The organism is Oceanobacillus sp. HCA-5259 (assembly GCF_037892815.1).
GTDB classification, from domain to species: Bacteria; Bacillota; Bacilli; order Bacillales; family Amphibacillaceae; genus Oceanobacillus; species Oceanobacillus indicireducens.
This window is the reverse complement of record NZ_JBBKBV010000006.1, coordinates 49912-72668: the sequence shown is the minus strand read 5'-3', so window position 1 is coordinate 72668 and position 22757 is coordinate 49912. Positions and strand designations below refer to the sequence as shown.

The 22757-nt window shown below is 40.2% G+C and carries 21 protein-coding genes; all 21 read left to right on the top strand.

From position 1 onward, the window contains the following. Positions 1–75 precede the first annotated feature (75 nt). The gene (gene rpsO / locus WKU33_RS05570) at positions 76–345 is read left to right on the top strand and encodes a 30S ribosomal protein S15 (protein WP_156855411.1); all 270 of its coding nucleotides are present in this window, start codon (positions 76–78) and stop codon (positions 343–345) included. 354 nt (positions 346–699) lie between these two features. Continuing rightward, positions 700–2817 carry a polyribonucleotide nucleotidyltransferase gene (pnp, locus tag WKU33_RS05565; RefSeq protein WP_156855410.1) on the top strand — a complete coding sequence of 706 codons (2118 nt, stop codon included), beginning with the start codon at positions 700–702 and terminating at the stop codon, positions 2815–2817. Between the two features lie 147 nt (positions 2818–2964). Then, on the top strand, positions 2965–3906 hold the full coding sequence (locus WKU33_RS05560) for a polysaccharide deacetylase family protein (RefSeq protein WP_336251656.1): 942 nt from the start codon (positions 2965–2967) through the stop codon (positions 3904–3906). Between the two features lie 28 nt (positions 3907–3934). Next, positions 3935–5152, top strand: a complete 1218-nt coding sequence (locus tag WKU33_RS05555; RefSeq protein ID WP_156855408.1) for a M16 family metallopeptidase — start codon at positions 3935–3937, stop codon at positions 5150–5152. A gap of 68 nt (positions 5153–5220) precedes the next feature. Next, positions 5221–5475 (top strand): YlmC/YmxH family sporulation protein, encoded by a 255-nt coding sequence (locus WKU33_RS05550; protein ID WP_188855759.1) that lies wholly within the window; start codon positions 5221–5223, stop codon positions 5473–5475. Between the two features lie 110 nt (positions 5476–5585). Further along, positions 5586–6461 carry a dipicolinic acid synthetase subunit A gene (dpaA, locus tag WKU33_RS05545; protein WP_156856434.1) on the top strand — a complete coding sequence of 292 codons (876 nt, stop codon included), beginning with the start codon at positions 5586–5588 and terminating at the stop codon, positions 6459–6461. A gap of 2 nt (positions 6462–6463) precedes the next feature. Continuing rightward, the gene (locus tag WKU33_RS05540; protein WP_156856435.1) at positions 6464–7051 is read left to right on the top strand and encodes a dipicolinate synthase subunit B; all 588 of its coding nucleotides are present in this window, start codon (positions 6464–6466) and stop codon (positions 7049–7051) included. 66 nt (positions 7052–7117) lie between these two features. Next, on the top strand, positions 7118–8164 hold the full coding sequence (locus WKU33_RS05535) for an aspartate-semialdehyde dehydrogenase (RefSeq protein WP_188858519.1): 1047 nt from the start codon (positions 7118–7120) through the stop codon (positions 8162–8164). A gap of 265 nt (positions 8165–8429) precedes the next feature. Further along, positions 8430–9662, top strand: coding sequence for an aspartate kinase (gene dapG, locus WKU33_RS05530; protein ID WP_156856437.1), 1233 nt, complete (start codon positions 8430–8432; stop codon positions 9660–9662). Positions 9663–10129: 467 nt separating this feature from the next. Further along, positions 10130–10849 (top strand): ClpP family protease, encoded by a 720-nt coding sequence (locus tag WKU33_RS05525; RefSeq protein WP_188858518.1) that lies wholly within the window; start codon positions 10130–10132, stop codon positions 10847–10849. Beyond that, positions 10846–11052, top strand: a complete 207-nt coding sequence (locus WKU33_RS05520) for a YlzJ-like family protein (RefSeq protein ID WP_156856439.1) — start codon at positions 10846–10848, stop codon at positions 11050–11052. The genes WKU33_RS05525 and WKU33_RS05520 overlap by 4 nt, the downstream gene beginning before the upstream one ends. A gap of 175 nt (positions 11053–11227) precedes the next feature. After that, positions 11228–13510, top strand: coding sequence for a DNA translocase FtsK (locus tag WKU33_RS05515; RefSeq protein ID WP_340453592.1), 2283 nt, complete (start codon positions 11228–11230; stop codon positions 13508–13510). Positions 13511–13830: 320 nt separating this feature from the next. After that, positions 13831–15120 (top strand): EF-P 5-aminopentanol modification-associated protein YfmF, encoded by a 1290-nt coding sequence (gene yfmF / locus WKU33_RS05510; RefSeq protein WP_336251658.1) that lies wholly within the window; start codon positions 13831–13833, stop codon positions 15118–15120. Beyond that, positions 15113–16396 (top strand): EF-P 5-aminopentanol modification-associated protein YfmH, encoded by a 1284-nt coding sequence (gene yfmH / locus WKU33_RS05505; RefSeq protein ID WP_336251659.1) that lies wholly within the window; start codon positions 15113–15115, stop codon positions 16394–16396. The genes yfmF and yfmH overlap by 8 nt, the downstream gene beginning before the upstream one ends. Positions 16397–16400: 4 nt before the next feature. Beyond that, positions 16401–17117 (top strand): elongation factor P 5-aminopentanone reductase, encoded by a 717-nt coding sequence (gene ymfI, locus WKU33_RS05500; RefSeq protein ID WP_336251660.1) that lies wholly within the window; start codon positions 16401–16403, stop codon positions 17115–17117. 84 nt (positions 17118–17201) lie between these two features. Next, complete coding sequence (locus WKU33_RS05495) at positions 17202–17465, top strand: DUF3243 domain-containing protein (RefSeq protein WP_336251661.1); 264 nt, start codon at positions 17202–17204, stop codon at positions 17463–17465. 154 nt (positions 17466–17619) lie between these two features. After that, positions 17620–18408, top strand: coding sequence for a DUF3388 domain-containing protein (locus WKU33_RS05490; protein WP_188858514.1), 789 nt, complete (start codon positions 17620–17622; stop codon positions 18406–18408). A 17-nt stretch (positions 18409–18425) separates the two neighbouring features. Continuing rightward, complete coding sequence (locus WKU33_RS05485) at positions 18426–19325, top strand: helix-turn-helix domain-containing protein (protein ID WP_336251662.1); 900 nt, start codon at positions 18426–18428, stop codon at positions 19323–19325. A gap of 98 nt (positions 19326–19423) precedes the next feature. Then, the gene (gene pgsA, locus WKU33_RS05480; RefSeq protein ID WP_156856447.1) at positions 19424–20002 is read left to right on the top strand and encodes a CDP-diacylglycerol--glycerol-3-phosphate 3-phosphatidyltransferase; all 579 of its coding nucleotides are present in this window, start codon (positions 19424–19426) and stop codon (positions 20000–20002) included. Continuing rightward, complete coding sequence (locus tag WKU33_RS05475; RefSeq protein ID WP_336251663.1) at positions 19999–21249, top strand: competence/damage-inducible protein A; 1251 nt, start codon at positions 19999–20001, stop codon at positions 21247–21249. The genes pgsA and WKU33_RS05475 overlap by 4 nt, the downstream gene beginning before the upstream one ends. 174 nt (positions 21250–21423) lie before the next feature. Continuing rightward, positions 21424–22482: a recombinase RecA gene (recA, locus tag WKU33_RS05470; RefSeq protein ID WP_336251664.1), complete on the top strand. Its 1059-nt coding sequence runs from the start codon at positions 21424–21426 to the stop codon at positions 22480–22482. Positions 22483–22757: the final 275 nt, after the last annotated feature.

Genomic DNA, 22757 nt, shown 5'->3' with positions numbered 1-22757 from the left:
CATCGCTTGGCAAATCGTAACTCCGACGATTGCTAGGGGATTGGGGCTATACAAATTCTATAGGAGGTGGACCAAATGGCGATTTCACAAGAACGTAAGAATGAAATTATTAATGAATTTAAAGTCCATGATACGGACACAGGTTCTCCTGAAGTACAAATTGCTGTACTTACAGAAGAGATTAACCTACTGAATGAACATCTTCGTGTTCATAAGAAGGACCATCATTCTCGCCGCGGTCTGTTTAAAATGGTCGGTAAACGCCGTAACCTATTAAACTACCTACGTAATAAAGATATTATACGTTACCGCGATTTAATTCAAAAACTCGGCTTACGTCGATAAGCTTAAAGAAAAGCAGGAGAAATCCTGCTTTTTCTTTTAAACATTTTACTATGGTGTAACAGTCCGTAAGACTTCCGCGACTAAAAATGGTAAAGGGTTAAAAGCAGGAAATAACGGTCACTGACACCTTGATTTACAAAAGCTAATTCCGTGGGAAAAGAACAACAACTCCTCTAGAATGAAGTTTTGTTTTATATAACTGGATATTATTGACATTACGCTTCTGATTAGACGTACCGTTTGATTCTCCCACTGCTATCGTATATTCTAGAAGAAAGAATTACCTGATAGCTTTAAGCGAGAATTGCTTATACTAATGATAAGGATGTTGTATTGAAAGGAGTACCAAACTAGATGACAGATGAAAAACAAGTTTTTTCGACAGAGATTTCAGGTTCCACGTTTACAGTGGAAATAGGTGAACTTGCCAAACAAGCTGGTGGCGCTGCGATGATTCATTATGGTGATACATCTGTACTGGCAGTTGCCACAGGATCAAAGGAGCCGAAAGATTTGCCATTCTTTCCTTTGACAGTAAATTATGAAGAACGGTTGTATGCCGTCGGAAAAATCCCGGGAGGATTCATTAAGCGGGAAGGAAGACCAAGTGAAAAAGCAATTCTGGCTTCACGTCTAATTGACCGTCCAATTCGACCACTTTTCCCTGATGGCTACCGTAATGAAGTACAAGTTATCAGTACCGTGATGAGTGTGGATCAAGACTGTTCTTCAGAGATCGCAGCAATGATCGGTTCTTCCATTGCGCTTTCTATTTCTAATATTCCATTTCAGGAACCGATCGCAGGTGTTCAAGTTGGAAGAGTTGATGGAGAATTCATTATTAACCCAACTATTGAGCAACAGGAAAAAAGTGATATCGAGCTTACCGTAGCAGGAACGAAAAATGCAGTCAACATGGTTGAAGCAGGTGCTGATGAAGTTCCTGAAGAAGTAATGCTTGAAGCAATCATGTTCGGTCACGAAGAAATTAAACGATTAGTTGAATTTCAAGAAGAAATTATTTCTCAAGCGAATATCGAAAAATCCGAAGTGAATTTATTTGAGCTTGACAGAGAGCTTACGGAAAAAATTGAACATGAGGCAAAAGATAAGCTTACTGCGGCAATCCAAGTAAAAGAAAAGCATGAGCGTGAAGATGCGATTGCAGCCGTGAAAGAAGAGGTAATTGCTGCTTATGATGAAGAAACAGAAGCAGATACCATTAAACAAGTGAAAAACATTCTTGAAAACATGGTGAAGGAAGAAGTGCGTCGTCTTATTACGAAGGAGAAAATTCGTCCAGATGGTAGAAAACCGGATGAAGTCAGACCATTATCCAGTCGCACTCACATCTTACCGCGCACCCATGGTTCAGGGCTATTTACACGTGGACAAACACAAGCTTTAAGTATCTGTACATTAGGTGCACTCGGCGATGTCCAAATTTTGGACGGGCTTGATTTAGAAGAGTCAAAACGCTTTATGCATCATTATAACTTCCCGCAATATAGTGTTGGGGAAACAGGTCCAATCCGCGCGCCGGGTAGAAGGGAAATTGGTCATGGTGCCTTAGGTGAACGTGCCCTTGAAAAAGTGATCCCATCTGAAAATGATTTCCCATATACAATCCGTCTCGTTTCCGAAGTATTGGAATCTAACGGTTCAAGCTCGCAGGCGAGTATTTGTGCAAGTACATTAGCATTAATGGATGCTGGAGTCCCGATTAAAGCTCCGGTTGCCGGAATTGCGATGGGTCTAGTTAAATCTGGGGAAGATTATACGATTTTAACAGATATTCAAGGCATGGAAGATGCACTTGGTGACATGGACTTTAAAGTTGCCGGTACAGAAAATGGAATTACTGCTTTACAGATGGATATTAAAATTGACGGTCTTTCCCGAGAGATATTAGAAGAAGCGATGGAACAAGCGAAAGTAGGACGGATGCAAATTCTTGAATCCATGCTTGCAACCATTGCAGAACCTAAGACAGAGTTATCTCCGTTTGCACCGAAAATCATGACGATGGCCATTAATCCGGATAAAATCCGTGATGTAATTGGACCGAGCGGAAAACAAATTAATCAAATCATCGATGAAACTGGTGTGAAAATCGACATTGAACAGGACGGTAGTGTCTATATTTCTTCAACCGATAAGCAAATGAATGAAAAGGCGAAGAAAATTATTGAGGACATTGTCCGTGAAGTAGAAGTCGGTCAAATGTATCTTGGTACTGTTAAACGTATTGAGAAGTTTGGCGCATTTGTTGAATTATTTAAAGGAAAAGATGGTCTTGTTCACATTTCCGAACTGCAAATTGAACGTACGAATAAAGTAGAAGACGTCGTTTCAGTCGGAGATGAAATCCTAGTCAAAGTGAAAGAAATTGATCGACAAGGCCGAATTAATCTGTCAAGAAAAGCAGTATTATTAGAAGAAAAAGAACGGGAAGAAAAAGCAAATAAATAAGTGATTCGGTCGTTAAGTAATTCTGAATGACTTAGAAAACAAAAAGAAGCTGAGTAATTATTTCAGTTTCTTTTTTTAATAGCCCTTTCTATTGTTTCGCATACCTTGTCCTATTGCCGCATATATTGATTGCAGGGGGGCGGTGGCATGCGAGAGTATAAAAAATATGTGAACGTACTAGTGTTCATTCTTATCCTTTTTGCTGCATTTCGATTGGATTATAATCCATTTATTGATGGGGCAGTGCCTGTTACGAATTTAAAAAAGGACGAACTATACTTAGAGATCGAGCAAAAAGCAGCAACAGGAGAATATAAGGAAGCACCTCAAAACGCCTACATTGACCGCGTTTATAAAAAGACTCCCGGAAGGAACGGCAGGGACATAAATGTTGAAAAATCCTACCAGCGGATGAAGAAAGCTGGCGTATTTCAAGAGGATCTACTTATCTTTGATCAAATACGACCGGAAATTGATTTAATCGATCTAGAATCAGCGCCAATTTACCGTGGACATCCCGAAAAACAAATGGTATCATTTATGATTAATGTTTCTTGGGGGAGTGAGCATATTCCAGCAATCCTAAACACGTTACAGGAACATCAAGTGAAAGCAAATTTTTTCATTGAAGGGAAGTGGGCGAGGGAGAATCCAGAACTCGTACAAATGATTGTGGAAAAAGGTCATCTTGTCGGAAACCATGCTTATAATCACCCAGATATGGCGCGCCTGAATAATCAGGAAATCGAAACACAGATCAAGCAGACAAATGAAATACTTACTGCAATTACAGGGGAAACTCCAACTTACTTTACACCACCTAGCGGAAGTTTTAAAGATGAAGTTGTTAAGATTGCCAGTGAAGAAGGAATGGAGACAATTTTATGGACGGTAGATACGATCGATTGGAAGAAACCATCTGTTTCTGTTATGATAAATCGAGTAAATGATAACGTGCATCCTGGTGCAATCATTTTAATGCATCCAACACCAGTCATTGCTGAAGGGCTAGATGAATTAATCACGCTCCTTAAGGATAAAGACTTCCGATTAGGCAGATTAGATACACTTTTAAGTACAGAACGATAATTTGACATCATTTCAGGGGGGAGCAATATTGATTCAGAAACATCAGAGTAAGAACGGATTGCGTATCGTGCTTGAACCAATTCCTGCTGTTCGTTCCGTCACGATAGGAATTTGGGTGTTGACGGGTTCACGTAATGAAACAGTTGAAAATAATGGTATATCCCATTTTATTGAACACATGCTGTTTAAAGGAACAAAAACACGGACTGCCCGTGATATAGCAGAGGCATTTGATTCTATTGGAGGCCAGATCAATGCTTTTACTTCCAAGGAATATACTTGTTTTTATGCAAAAGTTCTTGATACCCATAAAGAACTCGCATTAGAAATTCTGGCAGATATGTTTTTCGACTCGAGTTTCGATGAAGAAGAGATGGAACGGGAAAAGAAAGTAGTTTATGAAGAGATAAAAATGTATGAAGATACGCCAGATGATATTGTACATGACTTCTTAGCACAAGCTGCTTTTGGCAATCACCCACTGGGTTTTCCGATTATAGGTTCAGAGAAGCAATTGGAGTCATTCCATCCGGCAATGCTAAGAGACTATATGAATGAACAGTATACTCCGGAAAATATCGTCATTTCAATTGCAGGAAATGCAGACGAATCATTTGTCCAATTGATTGATGACCGATTTGGTTCCTTTACTCGGCCGGGTAAGAAAAAGGAAGAAATGACAGCTCTTTTTGTAGGAGATTCGATCACAAAGAATAAAGATACAGAACAAGCTCACCTTTGCCTTGGTTACCGAGGCTTACCAATTAATGATTCATCTACATACAGCTTAATTTTATTAAACAATGTCTTAGGTGGGAGTATGAGTTCCCGCTTGTTTCAGGATGTTCGCGAATCACAGGGACTTGCCTATTCTGTATTTTCTTATCATGCTTCATTTCTTGAAGATGGTCTGCTCACAATCTATGCCGGTACAGGAAATGAACAATTGACAAAGTTACAGGAAACGATTGATGATACGATTGCTGAGCTTGTTGATAACGGAATAACAGATAAAGAACTACATAATAGTAAGGAACAATTAAAGGGAAATCTTGTGCTTAGTTTGGAAAGTACAAGCAGCAGAATGAGTAGGAATGGAAGAAATGAATTGTTATTAAAAAGACATCGGTCAATAGATGAAATAATTAAAGAAATCGATGCCATTTCGCATAGCTCCGTTCGTAACGTAATCGACCATGTATTTAAGTCAAAACCAGCAATCGCAATAATTTCAAATAACAATTGAAGCCTGCCAACTCATTATTCTCATGACTTTCTGCTTTCTTGCATAAGCTGGAATAGGGAGGGGTATCCATGAGGCTTAGAGATATTAGCGGGAAGGAAATTATTGATGTGAAGCAAGGGATTAAGTTGGGCGTGCTCGGACAAACAGATTTGGAGATCAATGAGCAGACTGGACAAATTGAAGCATTTATCATTCCGTCTTATAAATGGTTCGGTCTAAAAAAAGAAGAAGATGAATCACTCATTCGTTGGCGAAACATTAAAGTAATTGGAGAAGATATGATTGTTGTGGAATCTGAGGATTTCACGGAAGGAAAAGGCTGATATCTCAAGATATCAGCCTTTTTTCATTTATTGGCTAGTCTACAATCACTCTAAGGCGCAATCATCATATTCTATAGAGAGAAAATGATGTTTGGAGGTTAGTAGCAATAATGGAGCAACTCATTGCTGTAATTGGCGGTGATGCTCGCTACCTGGAATTAATCCGCCAGCTGCAAGCATTACCAAAAGTAACAATTGTTTTAATCGGGTTTGATAAATTGGAACAAAGCTTTACAGGATTAAAACAGAGCGATCTATCGGAGATTCACCCCGCTGATCTGGATGTAATTATTTTACCAATTACCGGAACTGATGAGTTAGGTAATGTAGAAACGGTCTTTTCCGATCAGCCGCTCCAATTGACAGAAGAATGGTTTAAAAATCTAAAGGAATCCGCAATTATGTTTACTGGAATAGCAAATGATTTTCTAAAGGAACAGGCTGAAAATAATAGAATTGAACTTGTACCGCTTCTTAACCGGGATGATGTCGCAATTTATAACTCGATACCTACTGCTGAAGGTACAATTATGATGGCAATTGAGCATACGGATTATACGATTCATTCATCCAATGTCATTGTAACTGGATTTGGCCGTGTTGGTCATACGATTGCTAATAAATTCTCAAGTCTTGGTGCAAAGGTAAGTGTAGCTTCAAGGGATTTAAGTGACCTTGCCCGCATAACAGAGATGAACCTTCAGGCGATTCCCCTTGAGCAACTGCCAGACCATCTTGACCAATGTGATCTTTTAATCAATACGATACCTGCACTTGTTATTAAGCGTGAAGCTATTGAAAAGTTACCTGCCCATACGGTTATTATCGACCTTGCTTCGAAACCGGGTGGAACGGACTTTGAATTTGCTGAGAAGCGCGGAATTAAAGCAATTCTAGCCAAAAGTCTCCCTGGTGTCGTTGCTCCGAAGACTTCTGGCAAAATTTTAGCGAATGTGATTATGCAAGTGATAGAAGGAAGGAGATAAACATGTCACTTTCTGGAAAGAAAATCGGTTTCGGTATTACTGGTTCGCATCATTCCCATGTTTTCGTATTTAAAGAGCTTACTCGGCTAGTTAAAGAAGGGGCAGATGTATATCCATTCATTACAGACGCTGTCAAGCATACCGATACTGTTCACGGTAAAGCAGTGGATAAGATTAAAAAAATCGAGGAAATCACTGGTAAGACAGTTGTTTCAACCATCGTGGAAGCCGAACCATTCGGTCCGAAAATCCCATTAGACTGTATGGTCATTGCACCACTAACAGGAAACTCTTTGAGTAAACTGGCGAATGCGGTTACGGACAACGCGGTCTTGATGGCTGCAAAAGCAACGCTACGTAATGATTCTCCCGTTGTTTTAGGAGTGTCGACAAATGATGCCCTCGGATTAAATGGAGTTAACTTAATGCGCTTAATGGCGACTAAAAATATATTCTTTATTCCCTTTGGCCAGGATGATCCATTTAATAAACCAAATTCCCTCGTTGCCGATTGGCCGTCCCTCCATGAAACGCTCCAATTCGCATTGACTAAAAATCAACTTCAACCAATTCTCATTTCGTATAACTAGAATTATATGATATAATATGACGCTAACAGTACAAATATTTAGAGTAATCGAAGGGAGTAACGAGAAATGGCAGAAAAAAATGCTTACAATATAGCCGTAGTCGGTGCAACAGGGGCTGTAGGGAAGAAAATATTACAAATATTAGAAGAAAAAAATTTTCCGATTAATGAATTAAAAGTATTAGCTTCAAAACGATCTGCGGGTAAAACAATCGAATTTAAAGGAGAAGAGAAGACGATTGAAGAAGCAACTCCGGAAAGTTTTAATGGAGTTGATATTGCCCTCTTCTCCGCAGGTGGATCCGTAACGAAAGCATTAGCAAATGAAGCGGTAGAGCGCGGTGCAGTCGTCATTGACAATACAAGTGCATTTCGGATGACTGAAGGTGTGCCCTTAGTTGTACCGGAAGTGAACAAAGAAGACATTAAGGATCATAAAGGGATTATTGCTAACCCGAATTGTTCGACGATTCAAATGGTTGCTGCATTAAGCCCGATTAAAGAAACGTTTGGTCTTTCAAGAATAATTGTTTCAACTTACCAAGCCGTTTCCGGTGCCGGTGATCATGCTATTAGCGAACTGGAAAAGCAAACAGAACAATATGTAAATGGTAAAGAGATGGAAGCGAACGTACTCCCGGTAGGATCCGAGGAAAAGCACTATCCAATTGCTTTTAACGCATTGCCACAGATTGATGTCTTTTCCGATGGAGGATACACACAGGAAGAGTGGAAGATGATTAATGAGTCGAAGAAAATTCTTCATGATCAGGAATTATCAGTCGCGGCAACCTGTGTCCGTCTACCGGTATTCACATCCCATGCGGAAAGTGTATATATTGAAATTGATAAAGATGATGTGACGGTAGAGGATCTTTGGAAAGTACTCGAATCAGCTCCAGGAATTGTCCTGCAGGATGAGCCTTCTAAACAAGTCTATCCGACCCCGTTATCATCAGCTGATAAAGATGAAGTATTTGTAGGTCGTGTACGGAAAGATCCGGATAAGGCAAATGGTTTCCATTTATGGATTGTCTCCGATAATCTAGTAAAAGGCGCGGCTTTAAATACTGTTCAAATCGCTCAATCTGTCGTTGATAATAACTGGTTATAAAGTGAAACTTCATTCAGTGGGGAATTCGTTACCTCCCCACTGAATGTTAGTTGAACCGAATCAGGGATTTACGGACTGTTTATCCCCAACTTCACACTGTTGGGCTTCCCTCATGTTTCAAGGTGGGGATATTACAGACCGTTAATACGTGATAGAAAGAAGTTAAAAAAGAAAAATAAACAAAGCGGCTATTAATTACATCTTTAAACATCTACAGAAGAGTAATAGTAGCTGCTTTTATTTCATTGGAAAGAGAGGTGAAGAAATGCAACTTCTCGTGCAGAAATTTGGCGGCACTTCATTACAGACGGAAAACACCCGAAAACATGTGCTTTACCACGTTAAAAAAGCAATTGATGCGGATTATAAAGTTATCGTTGTCGTTTCCGCCCTCGGGAAAAATCCTGCACCATATGCAACTGATTCTTTGTTGCAATTGGTAAACTATCCCGAAACAAATGCTTCAGATAGGGAGCTTGACCTTTTGTTAGCCTGCGGGGAAATTATTTCAGCAGTCGTAGTCGCAAATGAACTGAAACAGGCTGGGATAAGTGCAACAGCTTTTACGGGAGCACAGGCCGGAATAATGACAACGGAAAACCATACGAATGCAAAAATTCAACATGTTAATCCAAAGCGGCTGTTTCGTGCTTTTGATACTTACGATTGTATTGTAGTGGCTGGCTTCCAAGGGGAGACAAAAAAGGGGGATGTTACAACGATTGGCAGGGGAGGAAGCGATACGACAGCAGCAGCTCTTGCTGTAGCGACGGATGCTGTCCGAGCGGAAATTTTCACAGACGTTGAGGGGATTATGACCGCTGATCCGAAGCTTGTCACATCTGCTCGTGTGCTAAAGAACTGTACGTACACCGAAACATGCAATCTCGCTTACCAAGGAGCTAAAGTCATCCATCCCCAGGCAGTTGAAATTGCAATGCGAGCGAAACTTCCACTCCATGTCCGTTCCACTTATAAACGTTACCATGGCACAATTATCTCAAGCTTAAGAGAAGATAAAAACGGATCAAAAGAAAAGAACAAACTAATAACCGGTATTGCTCATCAAGCTGATATTGCACAAGTGAAAATCAGCCGCAAAGAGAATCCGGATTATTCAATGACAGCTATTTTTAAGGCTATGGCTGCAGCTGGAATTTCTATTGATTTCATTAACATATCTCCAAACCAATTGGCATTTACCCTTCCAAATTCAACCCTTCAACAAGCAAAAGGCATTTTCAAAGAACTAAATCTTCAAGTAACACTGGCCGAACATTGCGCAAAAATCGCCGCTGTCGGCGCAGGAATGAGCGGAATACCTGGGGTAGCATCGCAAATTGTCTCTGCCTTAGTGAAGCATGATATTCAAATTTTACAAGCTGCCGACAGCCACACAACGATTTGGGTGTTGGTGCCCGAAGAGAAATTAAAACGTGCAGTAAATATCCTCCATGAAACCTTCAAATTAGATGAAGCAATCCCGAGTTATTTTTAAGGGCGGAAGACAATTATTGTCCCCGTCCTTAAATAAATAACTCAACATTCGCAGTGTAAAACAGTTATGTATTCCTTGGCTATCTGGAGGTCTGCAGTCCCGACACCTCTCGCACCTGCTGAGCGGCTGCTGAGCCTCCTCGGCAACTGTCAGTTTTATTTTCCCATTAGCATGTTCACCTTACTTTAATGGGAAAACAACTGTGGTTTATTCTCCCTTTAGGTTAGGAACGCTTAATTAGAATGATTTGCTTTAATATTTTCAGGGTGCGAAAGTGGAGTAAATAAGAAACTATAAGTTAAAAATGCTGTGATAATTTAGTTATCCAGGGTTAGCCACGTCCGGATCCAGCGCGCCCAGCAACTAAACGAGCACTTGCACCTTTGTTTTTGGAGTGTTCAATACATGGAACGCTTCACCAATGAACATACTATATGTAATGATAAATTGGTGGAGGTTATCCGTTTATGAACAAAGATTTAAACCCTGATGAGAAACAAAAGAATCCGGCAGATAGTATCGTTGAGAAAATTCAAGCACTGGGCCAAACAAATATTGCTCAAACTGGGGAATCGAATATTCATGTCCTAACAATCATTGGTCAAGTGGAAGGCCATATGCAGCTGCCACCTCAGAATAAAACGACGAAATATGAACATCTACTCCCGCAACTTGTAGCAATTGAACAGAACCCAAAAATTGAGGGGCTCATCGTTTTGTTAAACACCGTCGGCGGCGATGTGGAGGCAGGCCTTGCCTTGGCTGAAATGATTTCATCGTTATCGAAGCCAACTGTTTCTGTTGTGCTCGGTGGTGGGCATTCTATTGGCGTGCCAATTGCCGTCGCAACCGATTATTCTTTTATCGTGCCAACTGCAACGATGACGATCCATCCAGTGCGGTTAACAGGACTTGTTATTGGTGTCCCCCAAACTTTTGAATACTTGGATAAGATGCAGGATCGAGTGATACAATTTGTAATGAATCATTCAAAAATCAAAGAAGATACTTTTAAAGAATTAATGTTTGCTAAAGGGAATTTAACGAGAGATATTGGTACGAATGTGGTTGGTAAAGAGGCAGTAGCCCATGGATTGATTGATGCAGTCGGTGGAATAAAAGAAGCAATGGAAAAAATGAACGAATTTATCGGGGAAAAAGGTGAGGAAGGTGAGATCTTACAATGATTTTCTATACACCGTTACAATTAGAAGAGGTATTTGCAAATCCAGAAGAAGCCCAAATGGAACGCTCCTATATTACCCACGCAGGAAAAATGTTCTATGTCGACAAGCTTCCAAGCGGAGAGTATCAGTTATCCCAATTAGTTTCAACAGAGCCGAATGATTATTTGAATGCCAATTACTCACCAGGTGCCCCCTTGCATTAACACAATGAAATTATAGATGGAAACCTTCCCTGAAATAGGAAATTACGAGATGAAGTATGCTATAATTAAATGAGTTAAACGGACAAACCCTTGCCAACAATCAGGTGAGGGTTTTATAAAACTCAACTAATATAATATGCAGTGGGTTATAAATGTTCGAGTGCGAGGTGAGAAAATGGCGAAAAAGAAACGAAAAAGAAAATCTAAGAAAAAATCAAATCTATTAAAATATGAATTATTAGGCCTATTATTTATCTTTTTAGCCATTTTTGGCAGTGGAGCAAGTGCCATTAGTGACGGAGCTATCCCTGGCTGGTTAGAATATTTCTTTCACTTTTTCCTGGGGATTTGGTATTTTGTTGCGTCCATCTTTTTATTAGTTACGGGAATTGTTTTATTAATTAAACGTAGATACCCAAATTACTTTACTAGAAAAATAGTCGGGTTTTATATTTTATTTGCTGGCGTCCTTTTATTGACACATGTCCAAACCTATGAACCAATTATACAGGGGGGGCAGAATGCTTCCGTGCTTGCCGCTACTTGGGATAATTATATTTCCTATATAAGCGGACAAGTGCCATCAAGCCGTACGGGCGGTGGGATGGTTGGAGCCATTTTATTTGCTTTTACTTATTATTTGTTTTCCTATGCCGGTGCAATTATTGTGTCCGTCTTTTCCATTATTATCGGAGTATTGTTCATTACCGAAGTTTCACTTGGTGACATTGTAGCTAAGTTTTTCACCTCTTTGAAGAAGCTTGGTAAGAATATGGGCGATAAGCTACAGACATATAAAGAGAATCGGAAGGAAAAGGATGAACCGGTTTATGCTTCCGAAGCGCAAATAGAGGATGCAACCCCGGCGCAGGAAGAACCTCTTATTAATGATTTTACGGAGATCAGCTACCGGGAAGAGAAGCCTAAAGCTGCATCAGTTACAGCTGTAGACAAGGAGGAAGACGAAGAAGAGGAAGACATAGACGAGCCGGAACTATCCCAGGCAGAAAGTGAAAATCCTGAATATATTCTTCCGCCGATTGAACTCTTAAGTGAACCAGTGAAAACGAGTCAACAATATGAAAAATCGCAAGTACAGGCAACGGTTAGGAAATTGGAGAAAACCTTCCAAAGCTTCGGAGTTAAAGCGAAAGTCACCAAAGTAAATGTAGGTCCCGCTGTAACGAAATACGAAATTTCGCCGGAAGCTGGCGTAAAAGTAAGCCGGATTGTTAGCTTACATGATGATATTGCTTTAGCCCTCGCGGCGAAAGATATTCGGATTGAAGCACCGATCCCCGGTAAATCTGCTGTGGGAATTGAGGTTCCTAATAAAGAAATAGCGATGGTTTCTTTACGTGAAGTGATGGACGATACACTTAGTGATAAGTCTTCTAAACTATTAGTTGGCCTTGGAAGAGATATATCCGGTGAAGCGATTATGACAGAACTTAGTAAAATGCCGCATTTACTGATCGCTGGGGCGACGGGGAGCGGGAAGAGTGTTTGTGTGAATGGAATCATTACAACTCTTCTCATGCGTACGAAACCCCATGAAGTAAAAATGATGATGATTGATCCAAAGAAAGTAGAATTGAATGTTTATAACGGAATACCGCATTTACTTGCGCCGGTTGTAACAGATCCGAAGAAAGCCTCCCGCGCCTTAAAGAAAGTTGTTGCAGAAATGGAGCGGAGATATGATCTGTTTTCCGATTCAGGTACTCGTAATATTCAAGGCTATAACGAATATATAAGAAAATATAATCAAACAGCAACGGAGGAAGAAACAGAAGCTGAACTGCCATATATTGTTGTTATTGTCGATGAACTGGCAGATCTAATGATGGTTGCTTCAAATGATGTGGAAGATGCAATTACACGACTTGCCCAAATGGCCCGTGCAGCTGGAATCCATCTCATCATTGCAACACAGCGACCTTCTGTAGACGTTATTACGGGAGTCATTAAAGCAAATATTCCCTCCCGAATTGCTTTTAGTGTCTCTTCACAGACGGATTCCCGGACGATCCTCGATTCCGGCGGAGCGGAGAAATTATTAGGCCGCGGAGATATGCTGTTCATGCCAGTTGGCTCATCTAAACCAGTCCGTGTTCAAGGGGCATTTCTCTCTGATGAAGAAGTAGAACGTGTCGTAGATCATTGTATCGACCAGCAAAAAGCGTCTTATCAAGAGGAAATGATTCCAGAAGAAACGAATGAAGTGGTGGAAGAGGTGGATGATGAGCTGTATGAAGAAGCAGTGGAACTTATCATTGAATTGCAAAGCGCAAGTGTTTCTATGCTCCAGCGCCGCTTCCGCATCGGCTATACACGTGCGGCGAGGTTAATCGACGCAATGGAAGCAAGAGGCATTGTTGGACCATACGAAGGCAGCAAACCACGAACTGTCCTCGTTTCCAAAACAGAAACAGAAGAAGAAGCACCATCCGTCTAATCAATAAACTGACTTGCCACCATACAAGTCAGTTTTTTCTTATGAAATGAAAATTGCTTCATTGGAGGTCCGCAGTCCCGATACCTCTTGCTTTCCGCGGGCGGCTGGTGAGCCTCGACGCACAGGAGGTGCTAATGCAGATGTTACCGCATACGAGAGCGTTCCTCGCGGACAGCCCGCTGTGGAGTCGGAAAGAATTTACTTCTTTCAACATAGAATCAGATTATGTAAAAAGTTTAATATGTTTTAATGGATGAACGTTTGAAAGATGTGTAGAATATTTAATAAGAGTAAAAACACAGAACATAGGAGGCTGTTTCATGAATTTGATTGTAGAACAGACCGTTAATAAAAATGGCTACAATATTCATTTTATACCTACGAAAAAATTTAAAACATTAACCTTTGTCGTCAAACTTAAAGCACCATTAAAAAGAGAAACGATATCGAAACGAGCATTATTGCAAAACGTGCTGCGGGAAGCGACTAAGAATTATCCGAGTCGGACCGAGCTCCAATTAAAACTTGATGACCTGTATGGCTCCGTACTCTTTGTTGATGGGGCGAAGCGGGGCGAGGAGCATGTGATGAGTTTCCGTCTTGAAGTGGCAAATGAGCGCTATCTTCCTGATAAGGAAGCTGTAACAGAAGAAGCATTGCAATTGCTCGCCGAAATGATTTATGAACCTTATCTTGAGAACAACCAATTTTCTGAGGCAATCGTTAAAAGGGAAAAAGCTACATTAAAACAGAGAATCCAAGCGATTCGCGATGATAAGATTCGTCATGCTAATGGCCGCCTAATCGATGAAATGTGTAAAAATGAAGCTTTTTCTATTCACGTGAATGGGTATGAAGAAGATCTTGACGCAATTACTGCTGAAGATTTATACAATTATTATCTTGAGATGCTGAAAGAGGATCGATTAGATATTTATGTCGTAGGTGATATGGACACCGAAGCGATGGAAAAAACAATCATTTCAATTTTTAAACAGGAAGCAGGATCAGCAACTGAAGCAAGTAATCGCCCGGAACCGAAACAAGTAAAGGAACCCAAGGAAATTATAGAAGAAGAGCCGATTCAACAGGCAAAGCTCCATATCGGCTATCGTACGCATACGGTGTATTCTGATGAAGATTATCCTGCTTTACAGGTATTCAATGGCTTATTTGGCGGTTTTCCGAGTTCGAAACTTTTCATGAATGTGCGGGAGAAAAATAGTTTAGCTTATTATGCTTCTTCCCAGGTGGAGAGTCATAAGGGGCTTCTCTTCGTATTAAGCGGAATCGCGCCGGAAGATTACGAAAAAGCACGGGATATTATCCGGGAGCAAATGACAGAAATGAAAGCAGGGAATTTTTCAGAACAGGAAATGAATGAAGCGAAGGATATGATTATCCATTCTTTACGGGAAACAATGGATAATCCTCATGGTCTTATAGAGTTATTTTATCAGCAACAACTTGCAGGAATAGACCGATCACTGGAGGAAATTATTGATAATATTTCCGCAGTAACAAAAGAAGATGTGATTCGTGTTGGTGAACGAATCGAGGAAGATACATTATATCTTCTCACTGCAAAAGGAGGAGAAGTAAGTGAATAAGAAGACATATACAGACATTGATGAAGTTATTTACTCCAAAAAGCTAGATAACGGCTTATCTGTTTTTCTCATGCCACGACCGGAAATGGAGAAAGCTTATGCAATCTTTACAACAAATTATGGCTCCATCGACCTGCGATTTGTTCCGATTGGTGAATCGGAAGCAGTAACTGTACCCGACGGGGTGGCCCATTTCCTTGAACATAAATTATTTGAGAAAGAAGATGGAGATGTATTTGCTGACTTTGGAAAGCTAGGTGCTTCTGCCAACGCATTCACTTCTTTTACGAAGACCGCTTATTTATTCGCTGCAACCAATCATATTGAGAAAAATGTGGAGATACTGCTGGACTTTGTGCAGGACCCTTATTTTACCGAACAAACAGTGGAAAAGGAAAAAGGAATCATCGCACAAGAAATCAATATGTATGATGACCAGCCGGATTGGCAGTCTTTCATGGGTACCATCCAAGCTTTGTTTAAGAATCATCCGGTAAATATTGATATTGCAGGAACGGTTGATTCCATCATGAAGATCACGAAAGATGATTTATATACGTGCTACAACACGTTTTATCATCCTGAAAACATGACCTTGTTCATCATTGGAAATATTAACGCGGAATCGTTGTCCCAACTGATTGAAGAAAACCAAGCAGGAAAACGCTTTGCGGATATCGCAGAAATCAAGCGAGAATTTCCAGATGAGCCGGAAGAAGTTGCAGAGAAATACATGGAAATCAACATGCCGGTTTCAATTCCGAAATGTACGGTTGGAATTAAAGAGTCGAGCAGCCATTTAGATAAAGAAGCATTTTTGAAAAAAGAACTGCTTACAACGATGGTCCTAGATCATTACTTTGCAAGAGGTGGCGAGTTTTATCAAGAATTGTATAAAGACGAATTGATTGATGGAAGCTTCTCTTTTGAAACGAATTTAGAAACGAGCTTCGGCTACTCATTAATTGGCGGTAACACGGCAAGACCAGAAGATTTTGCCGCTAAAGTGAAGGAATTACTACTCTCAACAACTCATGCAGAAATAACGGACGAAGCGTTTCGGCGAATGCAGAAAAAGAAAATCGGTCAGATGCTTCGCGCCATGAATTCGCTAGAGTATATTGCCAACAATTTTATTGATTATCATCGTCACGGTATTAATTTCTTTGATGTCATCCCACAAATTGAAGCGTTGACCACAGCGGATGTCAATGAGTTTCTAAAGGAATGGATTAACGAAGACCAGCTTGCAGTTTGTACGATCAAGCAGGCTTAACATAATGCAAAATGTTTTAATCATTGGTGCAAGTGGTGATATCGGAATAGCTATTGCCAAACAGCGCGTGAAAAAAGGTGATCAATTAATTCTTCATTATCATTCCAATCATTCCGTTATTAAGTTGGCGGAAGAATTTGCAAGTGATCAGGTTTTACAGATTATCCAAGCTGACCTCTCAACAGGAGAGGGGATAAATAAGCTGCTTTCGAGTCTTGTTTTTCAGGTCGACAGTATTATTTTTGCAAGCGGGAAAACAGAATTCGGCTTATTCCAGGACGTGGATGAAGCTAGCTTTACCGAGATGCTCACTCTCCATGTACATGCACCACTTAAAATAACGAACGAGTTACTGCCAAGCATGATTAGGAATCAATTTGGCAGGCTGATTTTTATCACTTCTATCTGGGGAGAAGTAGGAGCGAGCAATGAAGTGCTCTATTCAACTGTAAAAGGGGCGCAGAACAGTTTCGTGAAGGCACTTGCCAAAGAGGTAGCGGCAAGTAACGTGACAGTAAATGCAGTTAGTCCAGGATTCATCGATACGAAAATGAACGGATCTTTACTGGCAGAGGAAAGGGCTGAAATTTACGAAGCAATTCCTTTAAAGCGTGCAGGCTCTCCACATGAGGTCTCAGAAGCTGTAAGCTATCTTATGGATTGTCCGACACCGTATTTAAACGGCCAGATTCTTCCGGTTACCGGGGGATGGATGATTTAGCCAACTCGTTTCCGGTGCATAAAGCAGAAGTAGATGTTGAATACTATAGGTGCATACGATTGTAATAAAAAGGAGGCTAAATCAATGTCCATTCTCGATAATTTCGATTCATGGAAAGGATTTCTTGCTAATCGCTTGCAGCAAGCGAAATCTAGTGGGATGAATCATGAAACCATTACGAACGTCGCACAAGAAGTGGGAGACTATCTTGCATCGAATGTAGATGCAAAGAATAATGAAGAAGCTGTATTGAAAGAACTGTGGAATGCCGCTTCTGAAGAGGAGCAACAAGCAATTGCAAGCTCCATGGTGAGATTGGTTGAACAACAAGGAAATAATAATGGATAATTCGTTAAAGAAGCTGTATAGTTAATCTATATAGCTTCTTTTTCAATTTGTTCGCTATTTCGCTTTTCACTTTTAAAAAAATCATTTATAGTATAAATAGATTATTCATCATTTCATACAAACGCCATTCCCCGTTTGTAAAGGAGACCGGAAGATGGAAAGAACAGAATGGTATCTTGAATATGAGAATCAGATTAATCGTCCTGGTTTATTAGGGGACATTTCATCTCTGTTAGGTATGCTTTCAATTAACATTATTACGATTAATGGCCTTGAGAACTCCAGAAGATGCCTACTACTGCTTTCTGAACGGGATGAGAATATAAAAAGATTAGCTTCCATTCTGGAAACCGTTGATATTATAAAGGTTCTTAAAATCCGAAAACCAAAATTGAAAGACCGGATGGCTGTGCGTCACGGTAAATATATTCATACGGATAATGACCGGAAAACAGTGCGCTTTGTAAGAAATGAACTCGGTATTCTTGTTGATTTCATGGCAGAATTATTTAAACAGGATGGCCATAAGCTAATCGGTGTCAGGGGAATGCCGCGGGTAGGTAAAACAGAATCGATTGTTGCAGCAAGTGTCTCTTCCAATAAACGCTGGTTGTTTGTCTCAAGTACCATGATAAAGCAAACGGTAAGAAATAAATTAATTGCTGGAGAGTATGATAAAGACAATATTTTTATTATAGATGGTGTTGTTTCAAAAAAACGGGCAAATGAAGAGCATTGGCGTCTCATTCGAGAAGTGATGCAGCTTCCTGCTGTAAAAGTTGTGGAACATCCTGACATATTTGTTCAGGCCACGGAATATACGTTAGATGATTTTGATTATATTATTGAATTAAGAAGCCACAAAGAAGAAGAAATTACATATGAATCAATTGAAAATCAAACATTTGGTTCAAGTGGTGGCTTTAATATGTTTGATATTTAAGATGGAAGGTGTTAATTATGGATGTGGGTGCTAGGCTGAAGGAAGCGAGAATCGCAAAAGGCCTTTCATTGGAAAGTTTACAGGAAACAACGAAGATACAGAAGAGATATTTAGTTGCAATTGAAGAAGGAAATTTCCATCTGCTCCCCGGAAAGTTTTATGCTCGAGCTTTTATTAAAGAATATGCAACAGCAGTTGGACTCGATTCCGATGAATTGTTAAAAGAACATAAAGAAGAAATTCCAAAATCTGAAACAGAGAGCGAAATCCAATATACACGAGTTGAACGCTCAAAGGAAAATGCAGCTGAACGATCAGGAACATTCTTTTCTGTGTTACCTAAAATTATTGTCGTCCTCCTAATTATCGGTATTATCGGGGCGGGGATTTGGTTTTATTACCAATCCTATTCACCTAACGACCCGCAGGAGATTGAAGAATCGGATGAAGTAATTATTAAGGACCCTAGTGAGAATAACCAAGACGCCTCAGGTGCAGAAGGAAACAGCGCCAAAGAAGATGATGCAACGGATGATGCCGAGGAAGAAGAGAAGGAAGAAGATTCTACTGAAGAAGAAACAGAAGAAATAACTTTTGAAGTGGAAGAAGTCGGTACTGGATCTCCGCCTGAATCGACTGTTGCCATTACAAATCCCGGAGATAAGTTAATCTTCCAATTTGAATCCGAGTCAAGTGTTTGGCTCGATGTGAAGAACAGTGCCGGGGAAGTTTTTTACGGAAGCTTTGTTACTTCTGAAAATTCACCGGTAGAAGTAGATGTTACTGGCCAAGAATCAATCTTTTTAAATATCGGCAGCACGCCCAACTTGGATATAACAATTAATGATGTACCATTTGAATATCCGGTTGATCCAACTGAAAAAGACCATCAACGCTTATGGTTCAACACTAAGTAATTATGCTTCAACCCTTCCAACCGAATGCGGAAGGGTTTTATCATTTTAATATCAAGAAAACTAAAAAAGAAAAGCATTAGCATCAAGGAGGAAGGCTCATGAATTTACCTAATAAACTCACCCTATCTCGTATTATTCTCATCCCGATTTTTATTTTATTATTATCGCTCCCTCTCGACTTTGGAGAATGGGATATTGGTAACACTACATTGCCGGTTCACCATTTCATTGCAGCACTTATATTCATTATTGGTTCTGCAACGGACTGGGTCGATGGATATTATGCCCGTAAACATAATCTAATTACAAACCTTGGTAAGTTTCTTGATCCATTAGCTGATAAACTGCTCGTTTCTGCTGCGCTCATTATGCTGGTGGAGATGGATCTTGCAGCTGCATGGATCGTAATTGTCATTATTAGCAGGGAGTTCGCTGTCACCGGGCTGCGTTTAGTAGCTGCAGGAGAAGGTATTGTCCTTGCTGCCGGCAGTATGGGTAAATTGAAGACAGCAACGCAAATGATTGCTATTATTATCCTGCTCCTTCATAATTTTCCTTTTTCTTATTTAAATTTCCCATTGGGAACAATCATGCTTTACTTAGCTCTAATCTTTACTGTGATTTCAGGTGTTGATTACTTTTACAAAAACTGGCATGTAATGAGGGATTCGAAATGAAAAAACAATACAAAGCAGAAATTCTTGCAGTAGGAACAGAGTTATTGTTAGGGCAAATCGCGAACACAAACGCACAGTGGATATCTAAGCAGTTAGCTTTATACGGTATAAATGTTTATAACCATGTCGTCGTTGGTGACAATTTGAACCGGGTTGCAGGCACGTTTAAACAGGCTCATGATCGTTCAGATATTATTATTGTCACAGGTGGGTTAGGTCCAACGGAAGATGATCTGACCCGTGAAGCTTTCCAAGCTATTTGTAATATTCCAATCGTCGAACATGAGCCATCGATGAAAAAGATTGAAGATTGGTTTAAGCGAACAGGTTGGCAAATGACGCCGAATAACCGCAGGCAGGCGCGCGTGTTTGAAACAGCTACCGTTTTATTTAATAAGCAAGGGATGGCGCCTGGGATGATTGTCCAGTACGAGGAGCGAACATGGATATTTCTTCCAGGTGTTCCGCGTGAAATGAAAGCAATGTTTAAAGAAGATATTTTACCATACCTTTATAAGTTGACAGGTAAAGAGCAAATGATTCGTTCGACCATTCTAAAGTTTCTCGGGATTGGTGAATCGGCACTCGAACATGAATTACAGGATCTCATCCGTGAACAAACGAATCCGACCATCGCTCCCCTTGCAACAGATGATGGGATTATCATTCGTTTAACAGCAAAAGCTGACTCGGAAGAAGGGCTAGACGCCTTACTCACTGAAGCGAAATCCGCTGTACTCCTGAAAGTGGGAGATTATTTTGTAGCTGAGAATGATGAAACAATTGAACAAATTATTATTGAACACTTTAAAAAGAAACAACTCTCTATCGCAGCTGCGGAAAGTCTTACCGGCGGGAAATTTACCGATCGGCTCATCTCCGTATCTGGAGCAAGTGAAGTCGTACAAGGCGGTGTAGTTTGCTATAGTGAAGCGGTGAAAACGGGCGTCCTGGAAGTACCAGAGCAAGTAATAGCGGAAAAGGGTACGGTAAGTGAAGCATGCGCTCTATCTTTAGCAAGAAATGTGAGAGAGAAATTACAATCTTCAGTCGGTATCAGCTTTACAGGCGTTGCCGGTCCGAATGAAGTGGAAGGAAAGCAAGTTGGAACCGTTTATATTGGGTTATCCGTTATTGGGGAAGAGGATAAAGCATTCGGATTCCAATTCCAGGGAGACCGGAATACCATCCGAAACCGCACAGTTATGAAAGGTCTTGAATTAATTTTTAACTATGTAAAAGTGTAATTTACGTTCTATTCATGCTTTATATTGAAGAAACGAACCTCCAGCTCTACTTAAAAATTTAAAAATGACGGTGAGGACAGGTGTGATATTTATCGAACGTCTATTCGTTTTTTGCTTGTCAAACGGTGAAAAAAAGCGTATGATAGAGATAGATAATTTGAGGAGGTATTTTCATTGAGTGAGAGAAAACAAGCTTTAGATATGGCTTTAAGACAGATAGAGAAACAATTCGGTAAGGGTTCGATTATGAAACTTGGAGAAGAGCAGAACCAACAGATTGCCACAATCCCAAGTGGTTCCTTAGCCTTGGACGTGGCACTTGGAATTGGTGGGTATCCTAGAGGACGAGTAATTGAAATTTACGGACCTGAATCCTCGGGTAAAACAACATTTGCCCTCCACGCAATTGCTGAAGCTCAGAGGCAAGGTGGACAAGCAGCATTTATCGACGCGGAGCATGCACTTGATCCAACTTACGCACGGGTACTTGGAGTAAATACAGATGAACTGTTGCTCTCGCAGCCTGATACCGGAGAACAAGCACTTGAAATTACAGAAGCACTTGTGCGTAGCGGTGCAGTTGATATTATTGTTGTTGACTCCGTTGCTGCTCTTGTACCAAAAGCGGAAATTGAAGGTGAAATGGGCGACTCTCATATGGGACTTCAGGCAAGATTAATGTCTCAAGCCTTGCGTAAGCTATCAGGTGCAATCAATAAATCAAATGCTACCGCCATCTTCATTAACCAAGTCCGTGAGAAGATTGGAGTTATGTTCGGTAACCCAGAAACAACACCGGGAGGCCGCGCACTTAAATTCTATTCTTCTGTCCGCTTAGAAGTTCGCCGAGCAGAAACGTTGAAACAAGGAAATGAAATGATTGGTAACCGAACGAGGGTAAAAGTTGTGAAAAACAAAGTAGCACCGCCGTTCAAACAAGCTGAAGTAGATATCATGTATGGTGAAGGAATCTCTAAAGAAGGTGAAATCATCGATGTTGGTGCAGATCTTGATATCGTTCAAAAAAGTGGTGCCTGGTATTCTTATAAAGGAGAACGCTTAGGACAAGGTCGAGAGAACGCAAAACAATTCATGAAAGAAAACCCTGAAATTTTTGAAGAAGTAAATCGTGAAATCCGTAGTCATTATGAGCTTGAAGCAAGTGAAAGCACAGACGCGGATACAGAGAATACATCGTCGTCATCTGATGAACAGGAAAGTCTTGACATATAATACGCAGCTGTCTATTCGGTTTTTATCGGAGGACAGCTTTTTTATTGAATTTCTGGTAAGAGGTATGAGAGGATAGGAAGTGGAACTTGTACTTGCTTTCTTACAATATGACTTTTACTTGAAATACTTCTGAAATAGTTCTGAAGTTTCCTTGACAATAAGTAAATTGACAATTAAAATTAACATTGTATAATTTTATTCAATTATACGGTAATTATTAATCCTTGTATTGATAATGGGTACATGACGAAGATAATGAATTGTACAACAACTTT

Excerpts from the sequence above, each read along its gene's own strand:
- pnp (WP_156855410.1), top strand. The coding sequence starts at position 700 with ATGACAGATGAAAAACAAGTTTTTTCGACAGAGATTTCAGGTTCCACG.
- ymfI (WP_336251660.1), top strand. The coding sequence starts at position 16,401 with ATGCAAAATGTTTTAATCATTGGTGCAAGTGGTGATATCGGAATAGCT.
- yfmF (WP_336251658.1), top strand. The coding sequence starts at position 13,831 with ATGAATTTGATTGTAGAACAGACCGTTAATAAAAATGGCTACAATATT.
- WKU33_RS05490 (WP_188858514.1), top strand. The coding sequence starts at position 17,620 with ATGGAAAGAACAGAATGGTATCTTGAATATGAGAATCAGATTAATCGT.
- WKU33_RS05535 (WP_188858519.1), top strand. The coding sequence starts at position 7,118 with ATGGCAGAAAAAAATGCTTACAATATAGCCGTAGTCGGTGCAACAGGG.
- WKU33_RS05525 (WP_188858518.1), top strand. The coding sequence starts at position 10,130 with ATGAACAAAGATTTAAACCCTGATGAGAAACAAAAGAATCCGGCAGAT.
- WKU33_RS05495 (WP_336251661.1), top strand. The coding sequence starts at position 17,202 with ATGTCCATTCTCGATAATTTCGATTCATGGAAAGGATTTCTTGCTAAT.
- WKU33_RS05540 (WP_156856435.1), top strand. The coding sequence starts at position 6,464 with ATGTCACTTTCTGGAAAGAAAATCGGTTTCGGTATTACTGGTTCGCAT.
- WKU33_RS05485 (WP_336251662.1), top strand. The coding sequence starts at position 18,426 with ATGGATGTGGGTGCTAGGCTGAAGGAAGCGAGAATCGCAAAAGGCCTT.
- WKU33_RS05515 (WP_340453592.1), top strand. The coding sequence starts at position 11,228 with ATGGCGAAAAAGAAACGAAAAAGAAAATCTAAGAAAAAATCAAATCTA.
- dpaA (WP_156856434.1), top strand. The coding sequence starts at position 5,586 with ATGGAGCAACTCATTGCTGTAATTGGCGGTGATGCTCGCTACCTGGAA.
- WKU33_RS05475 (WP_336251663.1), top strand. The coding sequence starts at position 19,999 with ATGAAAAAACAATACAAAGCAGAAATTCTTGCAGTAGGAACAGAGTTA.
- WKU33_RS05560 (WP_336251656.1), top strand. The coding sequence starts at position 2,965 with ATGCGAGAGTATAAAAAATATGTGAACGTACTAGTGTTCATTCTTATC.
- pgsA (WP_156856447.1), top strand. The coding sequence starts at position 19,424 with ATGAATTTACCTAATAAACTCACCCTATCTCGTATTATTCTCATCCCG.
- WKU33_RS05550 (WP_188855759.1), top strand. The coding sequence starts at position 5,221 with ATGAGGCTTAGAGATATTAGCGGGAAGGAAATTATTGATGTGAAGCAA.
- dapG (WP_156856437.1), top strand. The coding sequence starts at position 8,430 with ATGCAACTTCTCGTGCAGAAATTTGGCGGCACTTCATTACAGACGGAA.
- WKU33_RS05520 (WP_156856439.1), top strand. The coding sequence starts at position 10,846 with ATGATTTTCTATACACCGTTACAATTAGAAGAGGTATTTGCAAATCCA.
- rpsO (WP_156855411.1), top strand. The coding sequence starts at position 76 with ATGGCGATTTCACAAGAACGTAAGAATGAAATTATTAATGAATTTAAA.